Here is an 18330-nt window from a genome sequence, read left to right as displayed (position 1 = left end):
ACGGATAGATGTTGGCGCTACCATCTCGGATGGTTTTTGGTAAGCTTTTAATATTTCAGCAAAATCGGTAATTTTAGTGTCAGTATGACAGGGCGCTTGCAGTGGGCGAGCTGTCGCTAAATAGTGCGTTCAGCGCGGCGAAAAGCCGCCCTGTGATCAAATTCTCTGGGAGGAGACATCATGAAATTTGTAACCGCGGCCGTTATGGCCATCACTCTGTCAGCTGGCGCTGTATCTGCTGCATGCGACGACGGCGAAATCGTCATCAAGCTGAGCCACGTCACCAACACAGACAAGCACCCTAAAGGCATCGCAGCCTCGTTGCTGGAAAGCCGCGTCAACGAAGAGATGAACGGCAAAGCCTGCATGGAAGTTTTCCCGCAGTCTACATTGTATAACGATGACCAGGTTCTCGAAGCGCTGCTTCAGGGTGACGTTCAGATGGCAGCACCCTCGCTGTCCAAGTTCGAGCAGTTCACCAAAGTATTCCGCATCTTCGATCTGCCCTTCATGTTCAAAAACATCAATGCCGTGGACGAGTTCCAGAACTCCGAAACCGGTCAGGCGATGAAAGAATCCATGACACGCCGCGGCCTGCTGGGCCTTGCGTTCTGGCACAATGGCATGAAGCAGATGTCGGCCAACAAGCCGCTGAACCTGCCGACAGATGCAGACGGCCTGAAGTTCCGCGTGCAGAACTCTGACGTTCTCAAAGCACAGATGGCGGCGATGGGTGCATCCCCACAGCCAATGGCATTCTCCGAAGTATATGGCGCGCTGCAAACCGGCGTTGTCGACGGGCAAGAGAACACATGGTCCAACATCTACGGCCAGAAGTTCTTTGAAGTGCAGGACGGTATCACCGAAACCAACCACGGTATCATCGACTACATGCTGGTGACATCGACAGACTGGTTCGAGGGTCTGCCAGAAGACGTGCGCACGCAGCTGTCCACCATCGTGGACGAAGTGACTGCAGCACGTAACGCTGAATCCACCAATGTGAACGCAGCCGCCAAGGCCGCGATCCTTGAAGCAGGCGGCGTCGTACGTGAACTGGACGCAGCAGGCCGTGAGGCATGGGTTTCTGCAATGAAACCTGTCTGGGAAGAGTTCAAGGCCGACGTTGGCCAAGAGAACATCGACGCAGCTCAGGCGATCAACGCCAAGCACTAAGACCTAAGGGTCTAACACACCCCGCCTGCACATGACGGGCGGGGTGAAGTTTTGCACGCATCGCGTGCTATCCCCCCATCAGCAGGAGTGTTTCATGGCACATGCTTACGTGGCAAAGACGGCAATAGGCCGCATCGTTAACGAAATCGAAGAGACCGCGATTGCTGTCCTTCTGGGCCTGATGACGATCATTACCTTTATCAATGTTGTGTTGCGCTATGGTTTTAACACTGGCCTGATCTGGGGGCTTGAATCAGTCACCTTCCTTTTTGCGTGGCTTGTTCTTTTTGGTGTTAGCTACACGGTCAAAGTGACAGCACAACTGGGCGTGGATGCGGTGATCAATCTGTTTTCACCGTCCGTACGACGGGTGCTTGCATTGATCGCAGGCGCGATCTGCATCCTCTATGCAGCCTTCCTACTGAAGGGTGCTTGGGACTACTGGGCACCTTTCGCCGGCTTGGATGCAACAACAGGCCGCTGGTTTCCAACAGGATTTGCCAATACGCGCGATCAGGCCTGGTACGAGGTGATCGATATCCCGTTCCCCGAATGGCTCCGCTGGATTGAGCCGATCATGAACGAGGGTGAAGCCTACGAAAAACTGCCGCGCTTCATTCCTTATGCGATGCTGCCGTTTGGGATGGCTTTGCTGTTATTCCGGTTCATTCAGGCCTTCTTCCGCGTCTGGCGCGGCGACGCAACCAGCCTGATCGTGAGCCATGAAGCAGAAGATGACATCAAAGATGTCCAACATATGAACGCGGGGAACTGAGCGGATGGAAGTTGTAGTCCTATTTATGATGGTCATCGGCCTGATGCTGATTGGTGTTCCAATCGCGATCTCGCTGGGGACGTCCTCCATTATCTTCTTGCTGGTGCTGTCCGATACTTCGCTGGCTTCTATTGCGCAGACGCTGTTTCAGGCGATGGCGGGGCACTATACGCTGCTTGCAATCCCGTTCTTCGTGCTTGCGTCGTCGTTTATGTCCACAGGCGGTGTGGCAAGGCGGATCATCCGCTTCTCCATCGCGCTGGTCGGGCATTTGCCTGGCGGTCTGGCGATTGCAGGCGTCTTTGCCTGTATGCTGTTTGCCGCGCTTTCCGGTTCGTCTCCGGCCACTGTGGTGGCGATCGGGTCTATCGTCATCGTGGGTATGCGCGAAGTCGGCTATACAAAGGATTTCGCCGCGGGTGTCATTGCGGTTGCAGGCACCTTGGGCATCCTGATCCCGCCCAGCATTGTGATGGTTGTCTATGCATCGGCAACGGATGTGTCCGTGGGGCGGATGTTCCTTGCGGGCGTCATTCCTGGCCTGTTGGCCGGTACGATGCTGATGGTGACAATCTACATCATTGCGCGGGTCCGTAACCTGCCGAAAGGCGAATGGCGCGGCTGGGGCGAAGTTCGCTCCTCCGGATTTGAAGCTGGTTGGGGCCTTTTCCTGATCGTGATCATTCTGGGCGGCATTTACGGCGGCATCTTTACGCCCACCGAAGCGGCGGCTGTTGCGGCGGTCTATGCCTTCTTTATCGCCAACTTTGTCTACCGTGATATGGGGCCATTGCACGTGGCCGGTGACGGCAACAATCTGGCCCTGTGGCAGAGACCCAAGGCGCTGCTCACAGTGTTCTTCCACCGCGATGTGCGCGACACCTTGTTCGAGGCGGGCAAGCTGACGGTCACGCTGATGTTTATCATCGCCAATGCGCTGATTCTGAAGCACGTGTTGACGGATGAACAGATCCCGCAGCAAATCTCGGCTGCGATGCTGAATGCCGGCTTTGGTCCGGTGATGTTCCTGGTCATCGTGAACGTGATCCTGCTGATTGGTGGCCAGTTTATGGAGCCATCGGGCCTGTTGGTTATCGTGGCACCGCTGGTCTTCCCGATCGCAATCGAGCTTGGAATTGATCCGATCCACCTTGGCATCATCATGGTGGTGAACATGGAAATCGGGATGATCACGCCGCCAGTGGGTCTCAACCTATTCGTGACATCGGGCGTGGCGAACATGCCGATGATGAATGTTGTGCGCGCAGCGCTGCCGTTCCTCGCCGTGCTGTTTGTCTTCCTGATTATGGTGACCTACATCCCGATCATCTCGACGTGGTTGCCAACGCTGATGATGGGTCCAGAGATCATCACCAGATAAAGCAGTTCACTGCACCAGTAAAAAGGGCGCCGGACCAAGCATGGTCCGGCGCCTTTTGCATTTCCAGATATTCGGATATGGCGTTAGCTGTCTGCTAGCGCCTGAATGATCGGCGCGAAATCAACGGCCTTCAACGATGCGCCGCCAACCAGCGCGCCATCGACATTGGCCGCCTGAAAGATGGTCGCGGCATTGTCCGGCTTGACCGATCCGCCATAAAGCAGCGGGACCATATCCGCGATATCCGCACCATAGCGTGTCTCAAGCTTGGCACGGATGAAATCATGCACTTCGACAATCTGTTCCAGTGTCGGCACCTTGCCGGTGCCAATTGCCCAGATCGGTTCATAGGCGATGACGGTGTTGGTGCCTGTCATCTGATCGGGCAGTGAGCCTGCAAGCTGGCCTGCAATGATGTCGAGCGTGTTGTTGGCTTCGTGATCCTCAAGGGTCTCACCGATACAAATGATGGCGGTCAGGCCTGCGGCCCAAGCAGCCTTGGCTTTCTTGCGCACATCTCGATCGCGTTCTTCATGTGCATCGCGGCGCTCTGAATGGCCAACAATGACATAGAGCGCGCCAGTATCCGCGATCAAGGACGCGGAAATATCGCCGGTAAAGGCGCCGCTGGCCTCCATATGGCAATCCTGTGCGCCAATCTCGATTCCGGTGCCGCGTGCGGCCTCATGGGCGCGGAACAGCAGTGGAGCGGGCGGGCAGATCACAACCTCGGGCGGTGCCGTTGGCAGCATTTTGTGCAAGGCACCCAATTCGGCAAGACATGCCGCGGTGCCGTTCATCTTCCAGTTACCTGCTGCCAGTTTGCGTCGCATTTAGTGCCCCTTATTCCGGTTGCCGATCTCTACCACCGGCTGTGGCGCACTTCAACGATAGGGTTGGAATTGCCGTGGTCATCGCGGTAGGAAGAAGCCACATGATAAAGGAGAAGGCGATGATCCCGTCTATCGATCTACAAGCGCTCAGCGCCGAAGACCCTGCCGCACTTGACGCCATGCGCGAAGCGGCCACCGGTGTCGGATTTGCGACCGTTCACAACACGGCGCTGTCTTCGGCCCGCGTGCACGAAGTGATCGAGATGTACCGCGCCTTCTTCAAACTGCCCGAAAGCGCGAAACAGCCATATAGCATGGCGGGAACAGGGACCAATCGTGGCTGGGGGGCTGCGGGGACCGAACAGGTCGATCCCGATGCAAACCCCGATTACAAGCAGTATTTCGACAGTGGTGTTCGGCTGGCTGCAGATGATCCGCGCGCGCAGATGCCGGTTTATGCGCCAAACATCTGGCCTGCACAGCCCGAAGGGTTCGAGCAGGTGATCAGCGCCTATTACGATGACGCGCGTGAGGTTGCGATGGCGGTGCTGCGCGGTGTGGCGCAATCCATTGGTGCGCCGCGCGATGCATTCGATGCAGGCTTCGAGACGCCGATGGCTCTGCTGCGCGGCAATTACTATCCGTCGCGCCCTGCATGGGCCGGTGCCAAGGATTTTGGCATTGCCACCCATACCGATTATGGGTGCCTGACCCTATTGGCCACGGATGGCTCTCCGGGGCTTGAGGTGCGCAAGCGGGGCGGTGGCTGGATACCTATCAGCGCCGAGCCGGGCACCTTCGTGATAAACTTTGGCGAGATGATGGAGGCATGGACCGACGGGCGTGTGCGGGCCACGCCGCACCGCGTCGTCGGCGGCAGCAACGAGCGGATATCTGTGCCGCTGTTCTTCAACCCTTCCCACGATACCAACGTGGCGCCGCTCGGATCGGGCAAGGTTGTGCTGGCAGGAGAGCATTTGGCGGCCCGTTTCGGGGAAACCTATTTGCATCTTAAGAAGTCATGAACGCGGCCTATGAGGCCGAGGTTTTGCGCGTTTGGGGGGCGGCCGTAGACGGGGCGCATGATGTCTGGCACCTGCGCCGTGTCTGGGCGTTGGCGCGCCGGATCGCGGCCATAGAGGGGGGCGACCTTGAGGTTATCGAGGCTGCGTGTTTCCTGCATGACATCGTGAACCCGCCCAAGGATGATCCGGCCCGCGCACAGGCCGCAGCGCTTTCTGCCGCCCATGCCGCCGCTTTTCTTGAGGGGAGAGGGATGGCTGAAGAAAAGATAAACACCGTTGTGCATGCCATTGAAGCGCATAGTTTTTCCGCAGGCTTACGTGCGCAGAGCGTGGAGGCGCAGGTGGTGCAGGATGCGGACCGGCTTGAGGCTTTGGGCGCGTTGGGGATCGCGCGCTGCTTCAATGTGTCTGGCCAGATGGGGGGCGCGTTGTTTCACGGGGCGGACCCGTTGGCGCAATCGCGCGCCTTGGATGACCGCGCTTATGCGCTGGATCATTTCGAGGTAAAGCTGTTGCGTGTGGCAGAGACATTGAACACCGCCACCGCGCGCGAGATGGCGCAGGAGCGCGTCGCGTTCATGAAAAGCTTCCGCGACCAACTGGTATCCGAGATCGCCGTCTAGCCAAGTGCCGCCATGGCCTCTCGCGCCAGCGCGCAGGCTTCTTCGGGATCATCTAGATATGCATCCGGCAGCGTCCAGTAGGGCATGGAGGCGGCGGCCCCGTTCTTGCGGGTATAGGTCCATTCCTCACCGCCCAGCGCTTTCATCCGGTCGGCAAACGGGCCCTTCGCAGCCTTGAGCATCACCCGACCGTCTGACAGTTGCAGCGCAAAGATTTGGGAGCCGCAATAGATTCCCATGCCGCCGAACATACGGCGGGTGGTTAGATCAGGGATGTTTTCAAATAGCTCGCGTGCAAAGGCCATATCGGCCTGTGTCAGGCTCACTTGGCGAAAAGTGCTTCGTCAAACTTAATGGATTCGCCGCAACCGCATGCTTCTGTCACATTGGGGTTCTTGAACTTGAACCCGCTCTCTAACAGCGTTGTTTCATAATCAATCTGCGTGCCGAAGAGGAACATCTGCGCCATGGGAGCGATCATCACACGCGCGCCGTCCTGTTCAACGACTTCGTCGTTGGGATCGGCATCATCCACATATTCCATGGTATATTCCATGCCCGCACAGCCGCCTTTTTTCACGCCGATGCGCAGGCCAGCGTGGCCCTTTGCGGTCATCAGTTTGATAATCTGTGCTGCTGCCTTGTCGGTCATTGTGACCGCCTGCTTGCCTGGAATGCCGAACATATGGGTGCTCCTTCATTTCAATAGATAGGCGCGGGCGGGCACAATCTCAAGAGGTTAGTATCCCAGTGCGCGCATTGTCGCGATGGTGGCGAAACTGGCGGCCAGTGCCCATCCAAATGACGCAAGCGTGCCGATAATCACGTATTCGCTCATCTTCTGGTCCCGTGCGACGGTGTCAAAGCGCAAAATAGACTTGGCCGCGATGAGAAATCCGATCCCCGATGGCTCTCCGATCATGACCATGAGAAAGATAAGACCCCGTTCCATCAATCCGATCATACGGCCCGCATACTCAAGCCCCTCAGGCTGTGCGTCGGACTTATAGCGTGACATCAGATGGCCCACAGCGACACCACCAGCCATGGTGGCGGTGATAAATCCAGCGACCACCAGTGCGATCTGGATCATGTCGGTCGATAGAGGGGGCCACCATGGATCAATCAGCCATGCAGGCAGCCAGACCACGGCCATAAACAGAACCACAAAATGCGCCGCCTGATCCAGCAGATAGGTCCGCAGCGTATCCGGGGCGAATTTGATCTTGATGGTGTCGATGGCGACATGACTAAGCGCGATCCCGAGGCTTAGGAGCATCGCACCGCCTGAAAAAAGAGCTGTCAGCGCAAAGACGTGCAGCCCGTGCATCAGCATGATCCAGGGACGCTGTTTGTTCAGGACCATATAGGTGGTCTGGAACACGAAATCGGCCAACAGGTGGGCGGTGACAAGAGCGATCAGCAGTTCGATCGTCAGAAGCGGGATAACGGGAAGGCTCATGTAAAAATGGTTGCTTTCTTGTATTGCAATATATTTTGGTGGCTATTTTGCGCCCTCATAAGCTTCACAGCTTTCAATTAGTCCGGCAACTCCGGCTGCATTGGCCTGTTTCTGGATCATCTGGCGGCTGCGACCCAGTGCGTGGCCCAATTCGTCCTGCGTTGGTGGTGCGGGGGCCAGCAGGAGTTGCACCACTTGCGCCTGCTTTGCGGTCCATTCTTGCGCAATGATATCGGCCAGTGGCAGGGCGACGCGCAGCACCGCTGGGGCGTCAGGAGCTGACATGTGCGGGCCCCGATTGATCGCGTCCAGCGCGCGTCCGGAGGCAACGAAGGCAGGCCCGTCGGCGGCAGCCAGATCGCCGTCTTTTAGGCTGCCAGCACCGATCCCGATGCCAATCCGCGTGTCACGGCCCTTGCCGGTGCAACGCACGGCGGCGCGCAGGGTCAATGCACCGCGCAAGGCATAATGGACGGGCAGGGCCATCTGCCACCCGTCGCCTCGGAACCGTGAAAAGGCGCTGTATCCTTCAGGCCAGTCGTTCATGCTCTGCGCCGCTGTTTCAAGTGCGTCGAACACCTGCGCCAATGCGTCTGGCTCCAGATCGCCGGAACGAACGATATCACCGGTGAAAACGGCCCAGTTCTGCATTGCTGCCCCTTGCTGTGTCATTGGTCTTTTGCCCAGTTTGACAGGCCGCGCGCACAGGGGCAACAACGCAAACGGACCGCCCTTTATCAAAGAGGGCGGCCCGTTCAATGCATCAGTAGTGAAGCCTACATAAAGCCCAGTTCAAGACGGGCTTCGTCAGACATCATATCCATGCCCCAAGGCGGCTCCCAAACCAGATCGACATCGACCTGTTTGACGCCCGCAATCGGCTCTACCGCATCGGCAACCCAGCCGGGCATCTCACCCGCAACGGGGCACCCCGGTGCGGTCAGCGACATTTTGATCGCGACCTCGTTCGCCTCATTGATATCGATTGTATAGATCAAGCCAAGTTCATAGATATTCACTGGAATTTCAGGGTCATAGACCGATCTACATGCCTCCACGACCTGCTCGTAAAGCGGGTGGTCCGTGCTGGAAGGCGCAATCAGTGGTGTGCCTTCGAGAGGGGGTGTTGAATTGGTCATCTGCGCCTCATTCATAAACTTGACTATTTATATATGGATTGCGGGAGGCGGCGTCCAGAGGGCCTGCCGAAATGATCGACAGGCCCAACGGGAATTTCATTTGATCAAAGCTCGGGCGAGGCGAGAGGTGTTGACGCTTCGATATCCGCAGGTGACGTGCCGGTGATGCGTGCCTGATGCAAAACGCCGCCCAATGCGCCGCCGATCAGCGGCGCAAGGATAAACAGCCACAGTTGCGACAGCGCCGTACCACCGACAAACAGCGCAGGCCCGATTGAGCGGGCAGGGTTTACAGAGGTGCCGGTCACTGTGATGCCAACCAGATGGATCATGGTCAGGGTCAGGCCAATCGCCAGACCTGCCATCGCAGCATTGCCTGTCTCTGACGTGACGGCAAGGATCACAACAAGAAACACCGCAGTGGCAATGACTTCGAACAGGAAGGCCGAAATCATAAAGAATTCGCCGCCATAATCGGGGCCCCAGCCGTTCTGGCCCAATCCGTTGGTGGCGATATCGTATCCGCCTGCAGAATTGGTTGCCATGATATAGATCGTCGCAGCGGCAGCAGTGGCACCCACTATCTGGAATGCAGCGTAACCGCCGAACTCTTTAACCGTCATGCGACCGGCAACAAGCATACCCATTGAAACAGCAGGATTAAGGTGGGCACCGGAAATCTGGCCAATGGAATAGGCCATAGCAACCACCGAGATACCGAAGGCAAAGCTGATGCCGGTGATAGAGATTGAATCCGCGATGCCGATGCCGCCTCCAGCCAGCACGGCAGAGCCTACTCCGAAAAAAACAAGAACGAATGTTCCGATTGCCTCTGCAATATATTTGCGCATGTTAATCTTCCCCAAACAGTAAATTGAGCGCGGCGATTTGCCGCTGCCAATTCTACATTGGCGAACCTGTTTGGTTGTGGATAAGGGAGAAACACGGCATTTCTCCCCCGAAATGGGGTAATCGCCCTGCTTTCACGCATAAATTTCGCTAAATTCAGTTTTCGTTGATATCGCGGGTAACGACCCGTGCACCGCTTGACTGGTTCTTGAACACCCGTTTCAGCACGATCCACGCGAGCAATGACAGCGCCGCGAACAGTGCCAGCAGCGCCGAGGTGTTGGAGAGCAACCCCAAGCCGACCACAACAGTCATCGCAAGAGCGCCCAGCGCAAATCCCAGAAAGATCGAAGAAGGGACCACAAGTTCAACCAAGGCCAGCGCAAGCGCCGCGCAAAGCCAGACCCACCAGATGTGCAGCAAACCGTCCATCACCCGCGACCCTTGAGCAATTTGAAGGCATCACCAAAGGCCGCCAGCGCGTCGGCAGGGACAACAATGGTCTGGTTGCCGCTGCCGCTGCTCATAGAGCCAAGCGCTTCGACCTGTTTCAGGGCAATCTGGTATTGTGCGGCCTCTAGCCCGTTTTCGTTGATCGCGGTTGCAACAACCTGCGTGGCGTAGGCTTCGGCATCTGCCAGCACACGGCGCGCTTTCGCCGTCTGCTCGGAGGCGTAAAGTTCGGCATCAGCGGCAAGTTCGACCGCCCGTTTTGACCCTTCGGCTTCGGTCACCTGTGCGCGGCGTGCGCGTTCGGCATTCAGCTGCTGCATCATCGCGGCGCGGGTGGCGGCATCCAGGTTCACGTCCAGAATTTCGGCGCGGGTGACCTCAATCCCCCAGTTTTCTACTGATTCCACGACGTTTGTCTTTATCGTCGCAATCAGCGCAGATCGGTTGGCCTGCACTTCGTCAAGGTCCATCATCCCGATCTCAGCGCGGACAATGCCGGCCACCGTGGTGGCAATGGCGCTGTCGACATCGCGGATACGGTAAACTGTCTTTTCAGGCTCAATGATGCGGTAGAAAACGGATGTATCCACCTGCACCAGAACGTTGTCACGGGTGATCGCGTCTTGGGACGCGGTAGGCAACTGGCGCTCAAGGATGGAAATCTGGTGGGCGACCTTATCAAAGAACGGGACAATCAGGTTGATCCCTGGCCCCAGAACCGCGCGCAAACGGCCAAAGCGTTCAACCACATGCTGTTCGGACTGAGGCACGATCCGCACGGCTTTGACGACCACGATGACCAGCACCAGCGCAAGCAATAGCCAGCCCAGATTGCTTTGCAAAACGTTCAGCAGAAGTTCTTCGATGGGCACAGTGCCGTTCCTTATGTAAGTTGAACTCAATGTGTGTTGGAAACGCACTGATTGCAAGACGCAAGCCGCTGCGGTAGGGCAGCGCAACAACTCTGCGAGGGCTCTGCAATGACCGGATTTTCTTATCAGATCGATGCCACGGACGGGCGCGCACGGACGGGGCAGATCAACACGCCGCGCGGTGAAATCCGCACGCCTGCGTTTATGCCCGTGGGAACCGCTGCCACGGTCAAGGCGATGATGCCTGAATCGGTCCGTGAAACCGGCGCCGATATCTTGCTGGGCAACACATATCACCTGATGCTGCGCCCCACGGCAGAGCGGATCGACCGTCTGGGTGGCCTGCACAAATTTATGAACTGGGATCGTCCGATCCTGACGGATTCCGGCGGTTTTCAGGTGATGTCACTGGCCAGCCTGCGCAAATTAACCGAACGTGGCGTGACCTTCAAAAGCCACATCGACGGCTCCAAGCACGAGATCACGCCGGAACGCTCGATGGAGATTCAAAAGCTTTTGGGTTCGGACATTGTGATGTGTTTTGACGAATGCCCCGCGCTGCCGGCTGACCGTGATCGCATCGCCTCCAGTATGGAGCTGTCGATGCGGTGGGCAAAACGGTCGCGCGAGGCATTTGGCGACCGGCCCGGTCATGCGCTGTTCGGCATTCAGCAGGGCGGGCTTGAGCAAGACCTGCGCCAGCAAAGCGCCGAGGCGCTGCGCGAGATCGGCTTTGACGGGTATGCCGTTGGTGGCCTTGCCGTAGGTGAGGGGCAGGAAGCAATGTTTGATTGCCTTGACTATGCGCCGGAACAATTGCCACAGGACAAGCCGCGCTATCTGATGGGGGTGGGCAAGCCTGATGACATCGTCGGCGCCGTGGCCCGAGGCATTGATATGATGGACTGCGTGCTGCCGTCACGGTCTGGTCGCACGGGGCAGGTATTTACCCGCAAGGGGGTGCTGAATATCAAAAACGCCCGTCACGCTGATGATCCGCGTCCGCTGGACGAAGACTGCGGTTGTCCGGCCTGCCAGAACTATTCCCGCGCCTATCTGCACCATGTCTTCCGCAGCCAAGAGATGATTTCGTCCATGCTGCTGACATGGCATAACCTGCGGTATTATCAGGACATCATGGCAGGCATGCGCGATGCTATCGGGGCAGGCACCTTTGCTGCGTGGCAGTCGGATTTCCACAGCACCCGCGCGCAAGGCGATATTGATCCGTTGTAATTCAGGTCGGGGGCAGATGCCGCGTAAAAAAAGGGCCTTAGCAAGGATACAGCTTTAGGAAGACCCAAAGCAGCGATGATAACGCGCGGCATGAAGCGGTCTGGATTGTCACCCGAAGGTGTCGCTGTTTTCGGTGTCAAATGCCTGCCTTAAGACAGGCCGCTAACAGTGACGGAATAGCGGAAGGTTGAGACCTCTTTCGGGGCCAATATGATGGCGTTCGGGCGTTGCGAGATTTCGGCACCATCTGCAATATAAGATGCTGTGCCGTGCCAAGGCTCGACACAGATGAACGGCGCGCCGACCGGTTGCCACAGTGCAAGATCAGGAAGGTTTTCGAACTGGAAATCAAGCGCGAGGCCGGATTTCGGCCCGTAACGCAGCGCGTCAGTACTGTTTGGAAACACCAGCGCTCCGTCGTCGAACAGTTCTTTCCGCAACACCAGATCACCGTCAACAAAGGGACCGGCAAGCGGCTCGGGGCGCAGTAAACCGTGCTCGATCGCGCGCTTGTCGGGGGAGCCGCCGCCAGCCAGCGTGATGCGGTGAGGGACGCCAGCGGCATTGGGGAGAGGCCAGCAAAACGCAGGGTGAAATCCGAAGCCGAACGGCATCGGGCGTGTGTCTTCGTTCTGGACCTCAGCGGTGATGTGCAGCGTGGTGCCGATCAGTTCATGGGTCAGACGCAGCGCAAAGGCAAAGGGATAGACCTTGCGGGTTTCTTCGGTGTCGGTAAGCAAATGGCGGCACATCGTGGGGCTGTGCTGTTCCAATGCAAATAGGCTGCGGCGGGCAAACCCGTGTTGCGGCATGTGGGCGCTTTTGCCCTCTACCTCGACCGTATCGTCAACGGCCCGCCCGACGATGGGGAAAAGTACAGGCGCGCGTCCGGTCCAAAAGGCAGCATCCCCGTGCCACAGCAGATTATCCCCGTCTGCCGTGCGCAAGAACTGCATTTCGGCCCCTAAGGCCGCAACCTCGAGGTTCAGCATGTCATTGTGCAAGAATGCCGTTGTCATAAGCCTGTTTCCCGAAATTTCACCCAGCAGCATATACGGCCAAAGAGGCTACGTCATTACTGTCTCGGGTTAATCAGGAATCCACGTAGGTGTTCATGGTGAACAGCTCGTATTCAGCGACTGTTTCATCCTCCTGATTGGTCACGGTTACGTGCCAGCGTACCTGTCCGTAATCAGCCGTCCGCGGGGTCTTTTGTTTGACCGTCAGACGCACTTTGATGCTGTCGTCAGGTGAGACGGGCTTCATGAAGTTGAGATTGGCAAGGCCGGTATTGGCCAGCACAGGGCCGGGGTCCGGTTGCACGAACAGACCCGCCGCAAAGCTGAGCAAGAGATAGCCGTGCGCCACACGACCGGGGAAGAACGGATTTGCTTTCGCCGCGTCTTCATCCATGTGGCCATAGAAGGTATCGCCCGTAAAATGCGCAAAGGTTTCAATATCTTGCAAGGTTACTTTGCGGCTCTTGGTGTAAAGGGTCTCACCCAGTTGCAGCTGGTGGTATGTACGGGTGAATGGGTGCGGGCCGCCTGTGTGCTCGGTTGCGCCCGGCACCCAACGCTGGCCAACAGCAGTCAGAATATCGGGGCTGCCCTGAACGGCCGTGCGCTGCATATAGTGCATGACGCCACGAACTCCGCCTAGCTCTTCTCCGCCGCCTGCACGGCCCGGACCGCCGTGGATCATGTGTGGCATTGGGGCGCCGTGGCCGGTGCTCTCGGACATGGAGTCGCTGTTGTTAAAGTATAGCCGCCCGTGCCACGGACCCGCCCCCAGCACCATCTCGCGTGCGAGATCCCCGTCGCGGGTGATGACCGATGCCACAAGCGAGCCCTTGCCGCGGTTGAGCAGGGCGATTGCGTGGTCTGCATCGCGGTAGGGCATAACGGTGCTGACAGGACCAAAGGCTTCGGTGTCATGCAGACGTTCGGCCGCATCGGGATCGGCGCAGTGAAACAGCATCGGTGGCAGGAACGCGCCCTTGTCACGGTCAGCGCCGACGACGTTAAAATCATCGGGATTCCCAAAGACGCGCTCGGCCTCGGTGCCCAACATCGCTGCCTTAGCCAGAACATCGTCACGTTGAGACGCGCTGACCACTGGCCCCATGCGCGTGGCCGGATCACGCGGATCGCCGATGACCGTTTTGGACAACCGCGCCGAAAGCGCTTCAATCACCGCTTCAACATGGGCAGCAGGGGCCATGATGCGGCGGATGGCGGTACATTTCTGGCCCGCTTTTGTCGTCATCTCGCGGTGGGCTTCTTTGATGAACAGATCGAACTCGGCGCTGCCGGGGGCAGCATCCGGCCCCAGAACCGACGCGTTGAGGCTGTCTTGCTCGGCCACGAAACGCACGGCGTTTTGCAGCAAATGTGGCGTCGCGCGAAGCATCAGCGCAGTGTCGGCAGAGCCGGTAAAGCTGATCACGTCCTGCGCATCCGTGTGTAAAAGCAGATCGCCCACACCACCCGAAATCAGCTGAAGCGCGCCTTCGGGAAGGATGCCACTGTCGAGCATCAGTTTCACACATAGCTGCGTCACGTAGCAGGTGGCGGTGGCCGGTTTGACGATGCTGGGCAAACCGGCAAGGAAGGTGGGCGCGAATTTCTCCAACATGCCCCAGACCGGGAAGTTGAACGCGTTGATGTGGATGCCAACCCCTTGGAGGGGAACACAAACGTGCTGACCCATAAAGCTTCCGTTGCGGCCTAACTGCTCCAGATCTCCGTCAAGATAGACCTGCGCATCAGGCATTTCGCGGCGGCCTTTGGCGGCGAAAACGAACATGGTGCCGATGCCGCCGTCGATGTCGAACGCATGGTCTGACTGGGTCGCGCCTGTATGGAAGGATAGATCGTACAGCGCCTGTTTGTGCTCTGTCAGATGCAGCGCCAGCGCTTTGAGCATGCGGGCGCGGTCATGAAAGGTGAGTGCGCGCAAATTTCGCCCGCCCACATCGCGGGCATAGGCATGCATGCCAGCCACATCGAGGCTGCTGTTGCCGGCTTGTGCGATGGTTTCACCGGTAATGGCGCAGGCGATGGGGCGTGCGCTGCTATCAGGAGCTATCCAGCTACCGGCGGCAAAAGAGGGGATGTCGGAAAGGATCATCAGGCAGTCCTGTCGCTGGGAGCGTTAAGTTTCAGAGCGCCAAGCGCACCGGCTGCGGCCTTGGTCCAAGCCGCGCGGAGATCGTCGTTGCTGCTGCTGCGTAGGCCGAAGTTCAGCAGCCGCGCATCACGGCCCTGATCACCTGTGCCAAAGCTGGCGGCGACACGCGGCCACCAGTAATCGACCGAAGATTGGAGGTCCGCGCCGCTTTCTACCAATGTGTCTAGTCCTTCGCGCGCAAGATCAGTGTGTGCTTGCTCTACGGGCTCAATCTCGCGGAAGGTTTCGGCGAGCGGCTGATAAGACAGGCTGCGGTAATCGTGCAGCAAAACACCTGCCGCCAGACCCATCAGCAGGTTCATGACCACGGCATCGGCCCAACCGTCAAACGGCGCGTTGAACACTGGCAAACGCATGTCTTCATAGCTACGGCGCGCACCGATGGGGGCTTCGCGGGGCAGGCGGTCTTCCCACGGGTGGCTGTTTGCGTAGCGATCCGAGTCAGTGCCGAAATCGGCCATGACGCGCAGGATGCGCTCTGCGTTTTGGGTTTTCTCAAGCACAATACGCGCCGAGGCGATGCGTTCGGTTACGCCGGGCGCACCGTTGATAAGCCCTGCAAAGCCTGCAGCGCCTGCCAGTTCACTATCCACAAAGATAGCCATCAGCCGCATCAGTTCGGCGCGGTAGCGCGGCGGCACATTTTCGGGCGCTGTCAGCTTGCCGCCTTCTGCAAGGTAGTCCTCGATTGGCATGGGGGTGTGATCACTGGTCATAGTCAAAGGCCACCTTTTCACTGAGCGGATAGCATTGGCAGGTCAGCACATATCCCGCCGCAACCTCGTAATCTTCAAGCGCGTGGTTTGTGTGCATCTCGACCTCACCTTCGGTGACGCGCGCGCGGCAGGTGGAACATACGCCAGCCTTACAGGCGTAGGGGGCGTCCAGCGCATTGGCCAAGGCCGCGTCAAGCAGGCTTTGATCGCGCGGCATCACAAAGCTGCGGCTGGCTCCGTCCATTGTAACAGAGGCCTGTGTGGTGTCACCGCTTTGGGCTGCTGTTGTAGACACCGCAGGCTTTTTCGCGCGCCCCGTCTGGGCAGAGGCGAAAAGCTCGAACTTGATCTGCTCATCGCTCAGGCCATGATCGCGTAGCGCTGCAGCAATGCCCAGCATCATCGGTTCCGGCCCGCAGATAAACGCGGTGTCGACTGATCCGATATCAATCCAGCGGCTGAACAGCTGCGCGCATTTCTCGGCGTCCACACGGCCGGTGAACAGGTCGATGTCCTGCGCATCCGCCTCCAATACATGGATCACGTTCACGCGGCCCATATAGGTGTTCTTGAGGTCTTCCAGTTCATCGCGGAACATGATCGTGCTGACTGCGCGGTTGGCGTAGACCAGCGTGAAGCGGGAGTGCGGCTCGCGTGCCAGGACGGTTCGCAATATCGACAGCACGGGCGTCACACCGGACCCACCGGCAAAGCCCAGATAGTGCTTGTGAGCGTCGGCATCCAACGGGGTATGGAACCGGCCCTGTGGCGGCATGGCCTCTAGCGTGTCACCCACTTGCAGGCTCTCGTTCGCCCACGTTGAAAAGGCACCGCCCTCAACCCGTTTGATCCCGACCTGCAAGATACCGTCGTCGACCCCCGCACAGATGGAGTAGCTGCGGCGCAATTCTTCACCGTCGAATTCACGCCGGAAGGTCAGGTATTGGCCTTGAACGAAATCAAACGCCGCCCCCTCCGGCGCGGCAAGGCTGACCACCACGGCATCGCGGATGGTCTTGTGGATATGTGTGACAGTCAGTGGTTGGAAACGGGCCATAAGTCCCTCAGATACATTTGAAATAATCGAAAGGCTCAAGGCAGCTGAGACAGCGCCAGTGGGCCTTGCAGGGGGTTGAGCCGAACTGGCTCACTTTTTCGAGGTCGGTTGATTGGCAGCGCGGGCAGCGGGACGGACCACCAGCGGGTGAGGGCGGGGCGATCCCGTATTCCTCAAGCTTGGCCGCTCCTTTGGCGCTAAGCCAGTCGGTGGTCCACGGTGGTGACAGTTTGGTCTTGAGCCGGATGTTGGTCAGGCCACGGTCACGCAGGGCGGTTTCAACATCCAGATTGATGATCGACGTGGCGGGACAACCGGAATACGTCGGCGTGATGGCCACCTCCAGCACGTCACCGTCCCACGTCACATCGCGGATAATGCCCAGATCGACCACCGAGATGACGGGGATTTCCGGATCAGGCACCTGATCCAGCCAGTTCCAGATGGTTTGGACGTCAGGTTTCACCAGTTCGCACCGGGATAGGCGCGCTGGAGCCACTGCATTTCGGTCAACATATGGCCCAGATGCTCTGTATGGCGGGCCCCTGTACGACCACCTTTATGCGCGAAGTTGTCTTCGGGTATGCGCAAGGTCGCCTCGGTCAGTGTTGCCCGAACCGATGCATCCCAATCAGCGCGCAGGCTGGCGGGATCGGGGGCAATGCCTTGGGCTGCCATCTCTGCGTCCACGCTGTCAGCTTCGAACATCTCACCGGCGTAGGGCCAGAGCAGTTCAAGCGCGGTCTGCATTTTTGCGTGGCTCTCGGGCGTGCCATCGCCCAAAGCGATGACTGTCTCGGCGGACCGTTCAAGATGGTAGGTCGCCTCTTTGACAGACTTCGCCGCTATTTCGGCGATGCGCGGATCGGTGGATTGGGCAAGGGCTGTCAACTGCAGGCGGTGATAGGCATCAAACAGGAACTGGCGCAGGATGGTGTAGCCGAAATCGCCGTTGGGCCGTTCCAGCATCAGGATGTTCCGGAAATCCCAGACATCACGCAGAAACGCCAGATCATCGGCGGAGCGGCCAGCGTCCTCAACCTCGGCAGCATAGCCGAGCCACATCTGTGTCTGCCCGATGAGATCCAGCGCGGTGTTGGCAAGGGCAATGTCCTCTTCCAGCACAGGCGCGCGACCGCACCATTCTGAAACGCGGTGGCCCAGAACCAAGGTGTTATCTCCCAACCGAAGCAGGGTTTGGAACAATGCGTCGTTTGCCATCACATGTGGCCCACTTCGTCAGGCACATCAAAGAAGGTCGGGTGGCGGTAGACCTTGTCATTGGCGGGATCGTACAGCGCCTCTTTGTCACCGGGGGCGGAGGCATGAATGGCCTCGGCCTCAACGACCCAGATGCTCACGCCTTCGTTGCGGCGGGTATAGACATCGCGGGCGTTCTTGATCGCCATTTCCGCATCAGGCGCGTGCAGCGAGCCCACGTGGCGGTGGCTCAGCCCGTGCTGGCCGCGAATAAAGACCTCAAACAGGGGCCATTCGCCCGTTCTTTTGGGTTGGGTCATGTTTTAAACTCCTGAGTGAAA

Annotated in this window: 22 protein-coding genes; 6 read left to right on the top strand and 16 right to left on the bottom strand. The window is 58.3% G+C overall.

Translation table 11 applies throughout. The features are described from left to right. Positions 1-180: 180 nt before the first annotated feature. The 3 genes from K3757_RS10280 (at position 181) to K3757_RS10270 (ending at position 3332) form a co-directional block, all read left to right on the top strand. Entirely contained in the window at positions 181-1176 is a 996-nt protein-coding gene (locus K3757_RS10280) for a DctP family TRAP transporter solute-binding subunit (RefSeq protein WP_259995321.1), read from the top strand. A gap of 94 nt (positions 1177-1270) precedes the next feature. Beyond that, complete coding sequence (locus K3757_RS10275) at positions 1271-1951, top strand: TRAP transporter small permease (protein ID WP_259995320.1); 681 nt, start codon at positions 1271-1273, stop codon at positions 1949-1951. Positions 1952-1955: 4 nt separating this feature from the next. Further along, positions 1956-3332 carry a TRAP transporter large permease gene (locus K3757_RS10270; RefSeq protein ID WP_259995319.1) on the top strand — a complete coding sequence of 459 codons (1377 nt, stop codon included), beginning with the start codon at positions 1956-1958 and terminating at the stop codon, positions 3330-3332. Between the two features lie 83 nt (positions 3333-3415). Here the strand turns inward: K3757_RS10270 and tpiA are convergent, their stop codons facing one another. Further along, positions 3416-4165, bottom strand: a complete 750-nt coding sequence (gene tpiA / locus K3757_RS10265) for a triose-phosphate isomerase (RefSeq protein WP_259995318.1) — start codon at positions 4163-4165, stop codon at positions 3416-3418. A 101-nt stretch (positions 4166-4266) separates the two neighbouring features. Here tpiA and K3757_RS10260 point away from each other — a divergent pair, with 101 nt between their 5' ends. Both K3757_RS10260 and K3757_RS10255 read left to right on the top strand, forming a co-directional pair. After that, entirely contained in the window at positions 4267-5190 is a 924-nt protein-coding gene (locus tag K3757_RS10260; RefSeq protein ID WP_311201726.1) for a 2-oxoglutarate and iron-dependent oxygenase domain-containing protein, read from the top strand. Continuing rightward, positions 5187-5813, top strand: coding sequence for an HD domain-containing protein (locus K3757_RS10255; RefSeq protein WP_259995317.1), 627 nt, complete (start codon positions 5187-5189; stop codon positions 5811-5813). Before K3757_RS10260 ends, K3757_RS10255 begins: the two co-directional genes overlap by 4 nt. Here K3757_RS10255 and K3757_RS10250 read toward each other — a convergent pair. The 8 genes from K3757_RS10250 to K3757_RS10215 form a co-directional block, all read right to left on the bottom strand. Continuing rightward, a complete protein-coding gene (locus K3757_RS10250) occupies positions 5810-6139 on the bottom strand; it encodes a TfoX/Sxy family protein (RefSeq protein WP_259995316.1) in 330 nt (109 codons plus the stop codon). The two genes, K3757_RS10255 and K3757_RS10250, sit on opposite strands and share 4 nt — an antisense overlap. After that, positions 6136-6498 (bottom strand): iron-sulfur cluster assembly accessory protein, encoded by a 363-nt coding sequence (locus tag K3757_RS10245; RefSeq protein WP_259995314.1) that lies wholly within the window; start codon positions 6496-6498, stop codon positions 6136-6138. The genes K3757_RS10250 and K3757_RS10245 overlap by 4 nt, the downstream gene beginning before the upstream one ends. Before the next feature lie 54 nt (positions 6499-6552). Then, positions 6553-7275, bottom strand: coding sequence for a DUF3307 domain-containing protein (locus tag K3757_RS10240; protein ID WP_259995312.1), 723 nt, complete (start codon positions 7273-7275; stop codon positions 6553-6555). A gap of 42 nt (positions 7276-7317) precedes the next feature. After that, positions 7318-7926 carry a hypothetical protein gene (locus tag K3757_RS10235; protein ID WP_259995310.1) on the bottom strand — a complete coding sequence of 203 codons (609 nt, stop codon included), beginning with the start codon at positions 7924-7926 and terminating at the stop codon, positions 7318-7320. A 125-nt stretch (positions 7927-8051) separates the two neighbouring features. Further along, a complete protein-coding gene (locus tag K3757_RS10230) occupies positions 8052-8414 on the bottom strand; it encodes an SUF system Fe-S cluster assembly protein (protein ID WP_259995308.1) in 363 nt (120 codons plus the stop codon). 104 nt (positions 8415-8518) lie between these two features. Beyond that, complete coding sequence (locus tag K3757_RS10225; protein ID WP_259995307.1) at positions 8519-9265, bottom strand: aquaporin; 747 nt, start codon at positions 9263-9265, stop codon at positions 8519-8521. Positions 9266-9419: 154 nt separating this feature from the next. Beyond that, positions 9420-9695 carry a hypothetical protein gene (locus K3757_RS10220; RefSeq protein ID WP_259995306.1) on the bottom strand — a complete coding sequence of 92 codons (276 nt, stop codon included), beginning with the start codon at positions 9693-9695 and terminating at the stop codon, positions 9420-9422. Beyond that, entirely contained in the window at positions 9695-10588 is an 894-nt protein-coding gene (locus K3757_RS10215) for an SPFH domain-containing protein (RefSeq protein WP_259995305.1), read from the bottom strand. Before K3757_RS10215 ends, K3757_RS10220 begins: the two co-directional genes overlap by 1 nt. Before the next feature lie 108 nt (positions 10589-10696). On the opposite strand from K3757_RS10215, the gene tgt reads away from it, so the two are divergent. Continuing rightward, positions 10697-11824: a tRNA guanosine(34) transglycosylase Tgt gene (gene tgt / locus K3757_RS10210; protein WP_259995304.1), complete on the top strand. Its 1128-nt coding sequence runs from the start codon at positions 10697-10699 to the stop codon at positions 11822-11824. Between the two features lie 149 nt (positions 11825-11973). Here tgt and K3757_RS10205 read toward each other — a convergent pair whose 3' ends face one another. The 7 genes from K3757_RS10205 to paaB all read right to left on the bottom strand — a co-directional run bounded on the left by K3757_RS10205 (position 11974) and on the right by paaB (position 18309). Further along, the gene (locus tag K3757_RS10205) at positions 11974-12843 is read right to left on the bottom strand and encodes an aldose 1-epimerase family protein (RefSeq protein WP_259995303.1); all 870 of its coding nucleotides are present in this window, start codon (positions 12841-12843) and stop codon (positions 11974-11976) included. Between the two features lie 73 nt (positions 12844-12916). After that, complete coding sequence (paaZ, locus tag K3757_RS10200) at positions 12917-14956, bottom strand: phenylacetic acid degradation bifunctional protein PaaZ (RefSeq protein WP_259995302.1); 2040 nt, start codon at positions 14954-14956, stop codon at positions 12917-12919. After that, a complete protein-coding gene (locus tag K3757_RS10195; protein WP_259995294.1) occupies positions 14956-15732 on the bottom strand; it encodes a Phenylacetic acid catabolic protein in 777 nt (258 codons plus the stop codon). Before K3757_RS10195 ends, paaZ begins: the two co-directional genes overlap by 1 nt. Next, positions 15722-16789 (bottom strand): 1,2-phenylacetyl-CoA epoxidase subunit PaaE, encoded by a 1068-nt coding sequence (gene paaE, locus K3757_RS10190; RefSeq protein WP_259995293.1) that lies wholly within the window; start codon positions 16787-16789, stop codon positions 15722-15724. Before paaE ends, K3757_RS10195 begins: the two co-directional genes overlap by 11 nt. 7 nt (positions 16790-16796) lie before the next feature. Further along, entirely contained in the window at positions 16797-17255 is a 459-nt protein-coding gene (paaD, locus tag K3757_RS10185) for a 1,2-phenylacetyl-CoA epoxidase subunit PaaD (RefSeq protein WP_409202544.1), read from the bottom strand. Continuing rightward, on the bottom strand, positions 17252-18010 hold the full coding sequence (gene paaC / locus K3757_RS10180; RefSeq protein ID WP_259995290.1) for a 1,2-phenylacetyl-CoA epoxidase subunit PaaC: 759 nt from the start codon (positions 18008-18010) through the stop codon (positions 17252-17254). Before paaC ends, paaD begins: the two co-directional genes overlap by 4 nt. Beyond that, entirely contained in the window at positions 18010-18309 is a 300-nt protein-coding gene (paaB, locus tag K3757_RS10175) for a 1,2-phenylacetyl-CoA epoxidase subunit PaaB (RefSeq protein WP_259995288.1), read from the bottom strand. Before paaB ends, paaC begins: the two co-directional genes overlap by 1 nt. Between the last annotated feature and the right edge of the window lie 21 nt (positions 18310-18330).

The organism is Sulfitobacter sp. S223, from assembly GCF_025143825.1.
Taxonomy (GTDB): Bacteria; Pseudomonadota; Alphaproteobacteria; order Rhodobacterales; family Rhodobacteraceae; genus Sulfitobacter.
This window is presented reverse-complemented; position numbering and strand designations above follow the sequence as displayed.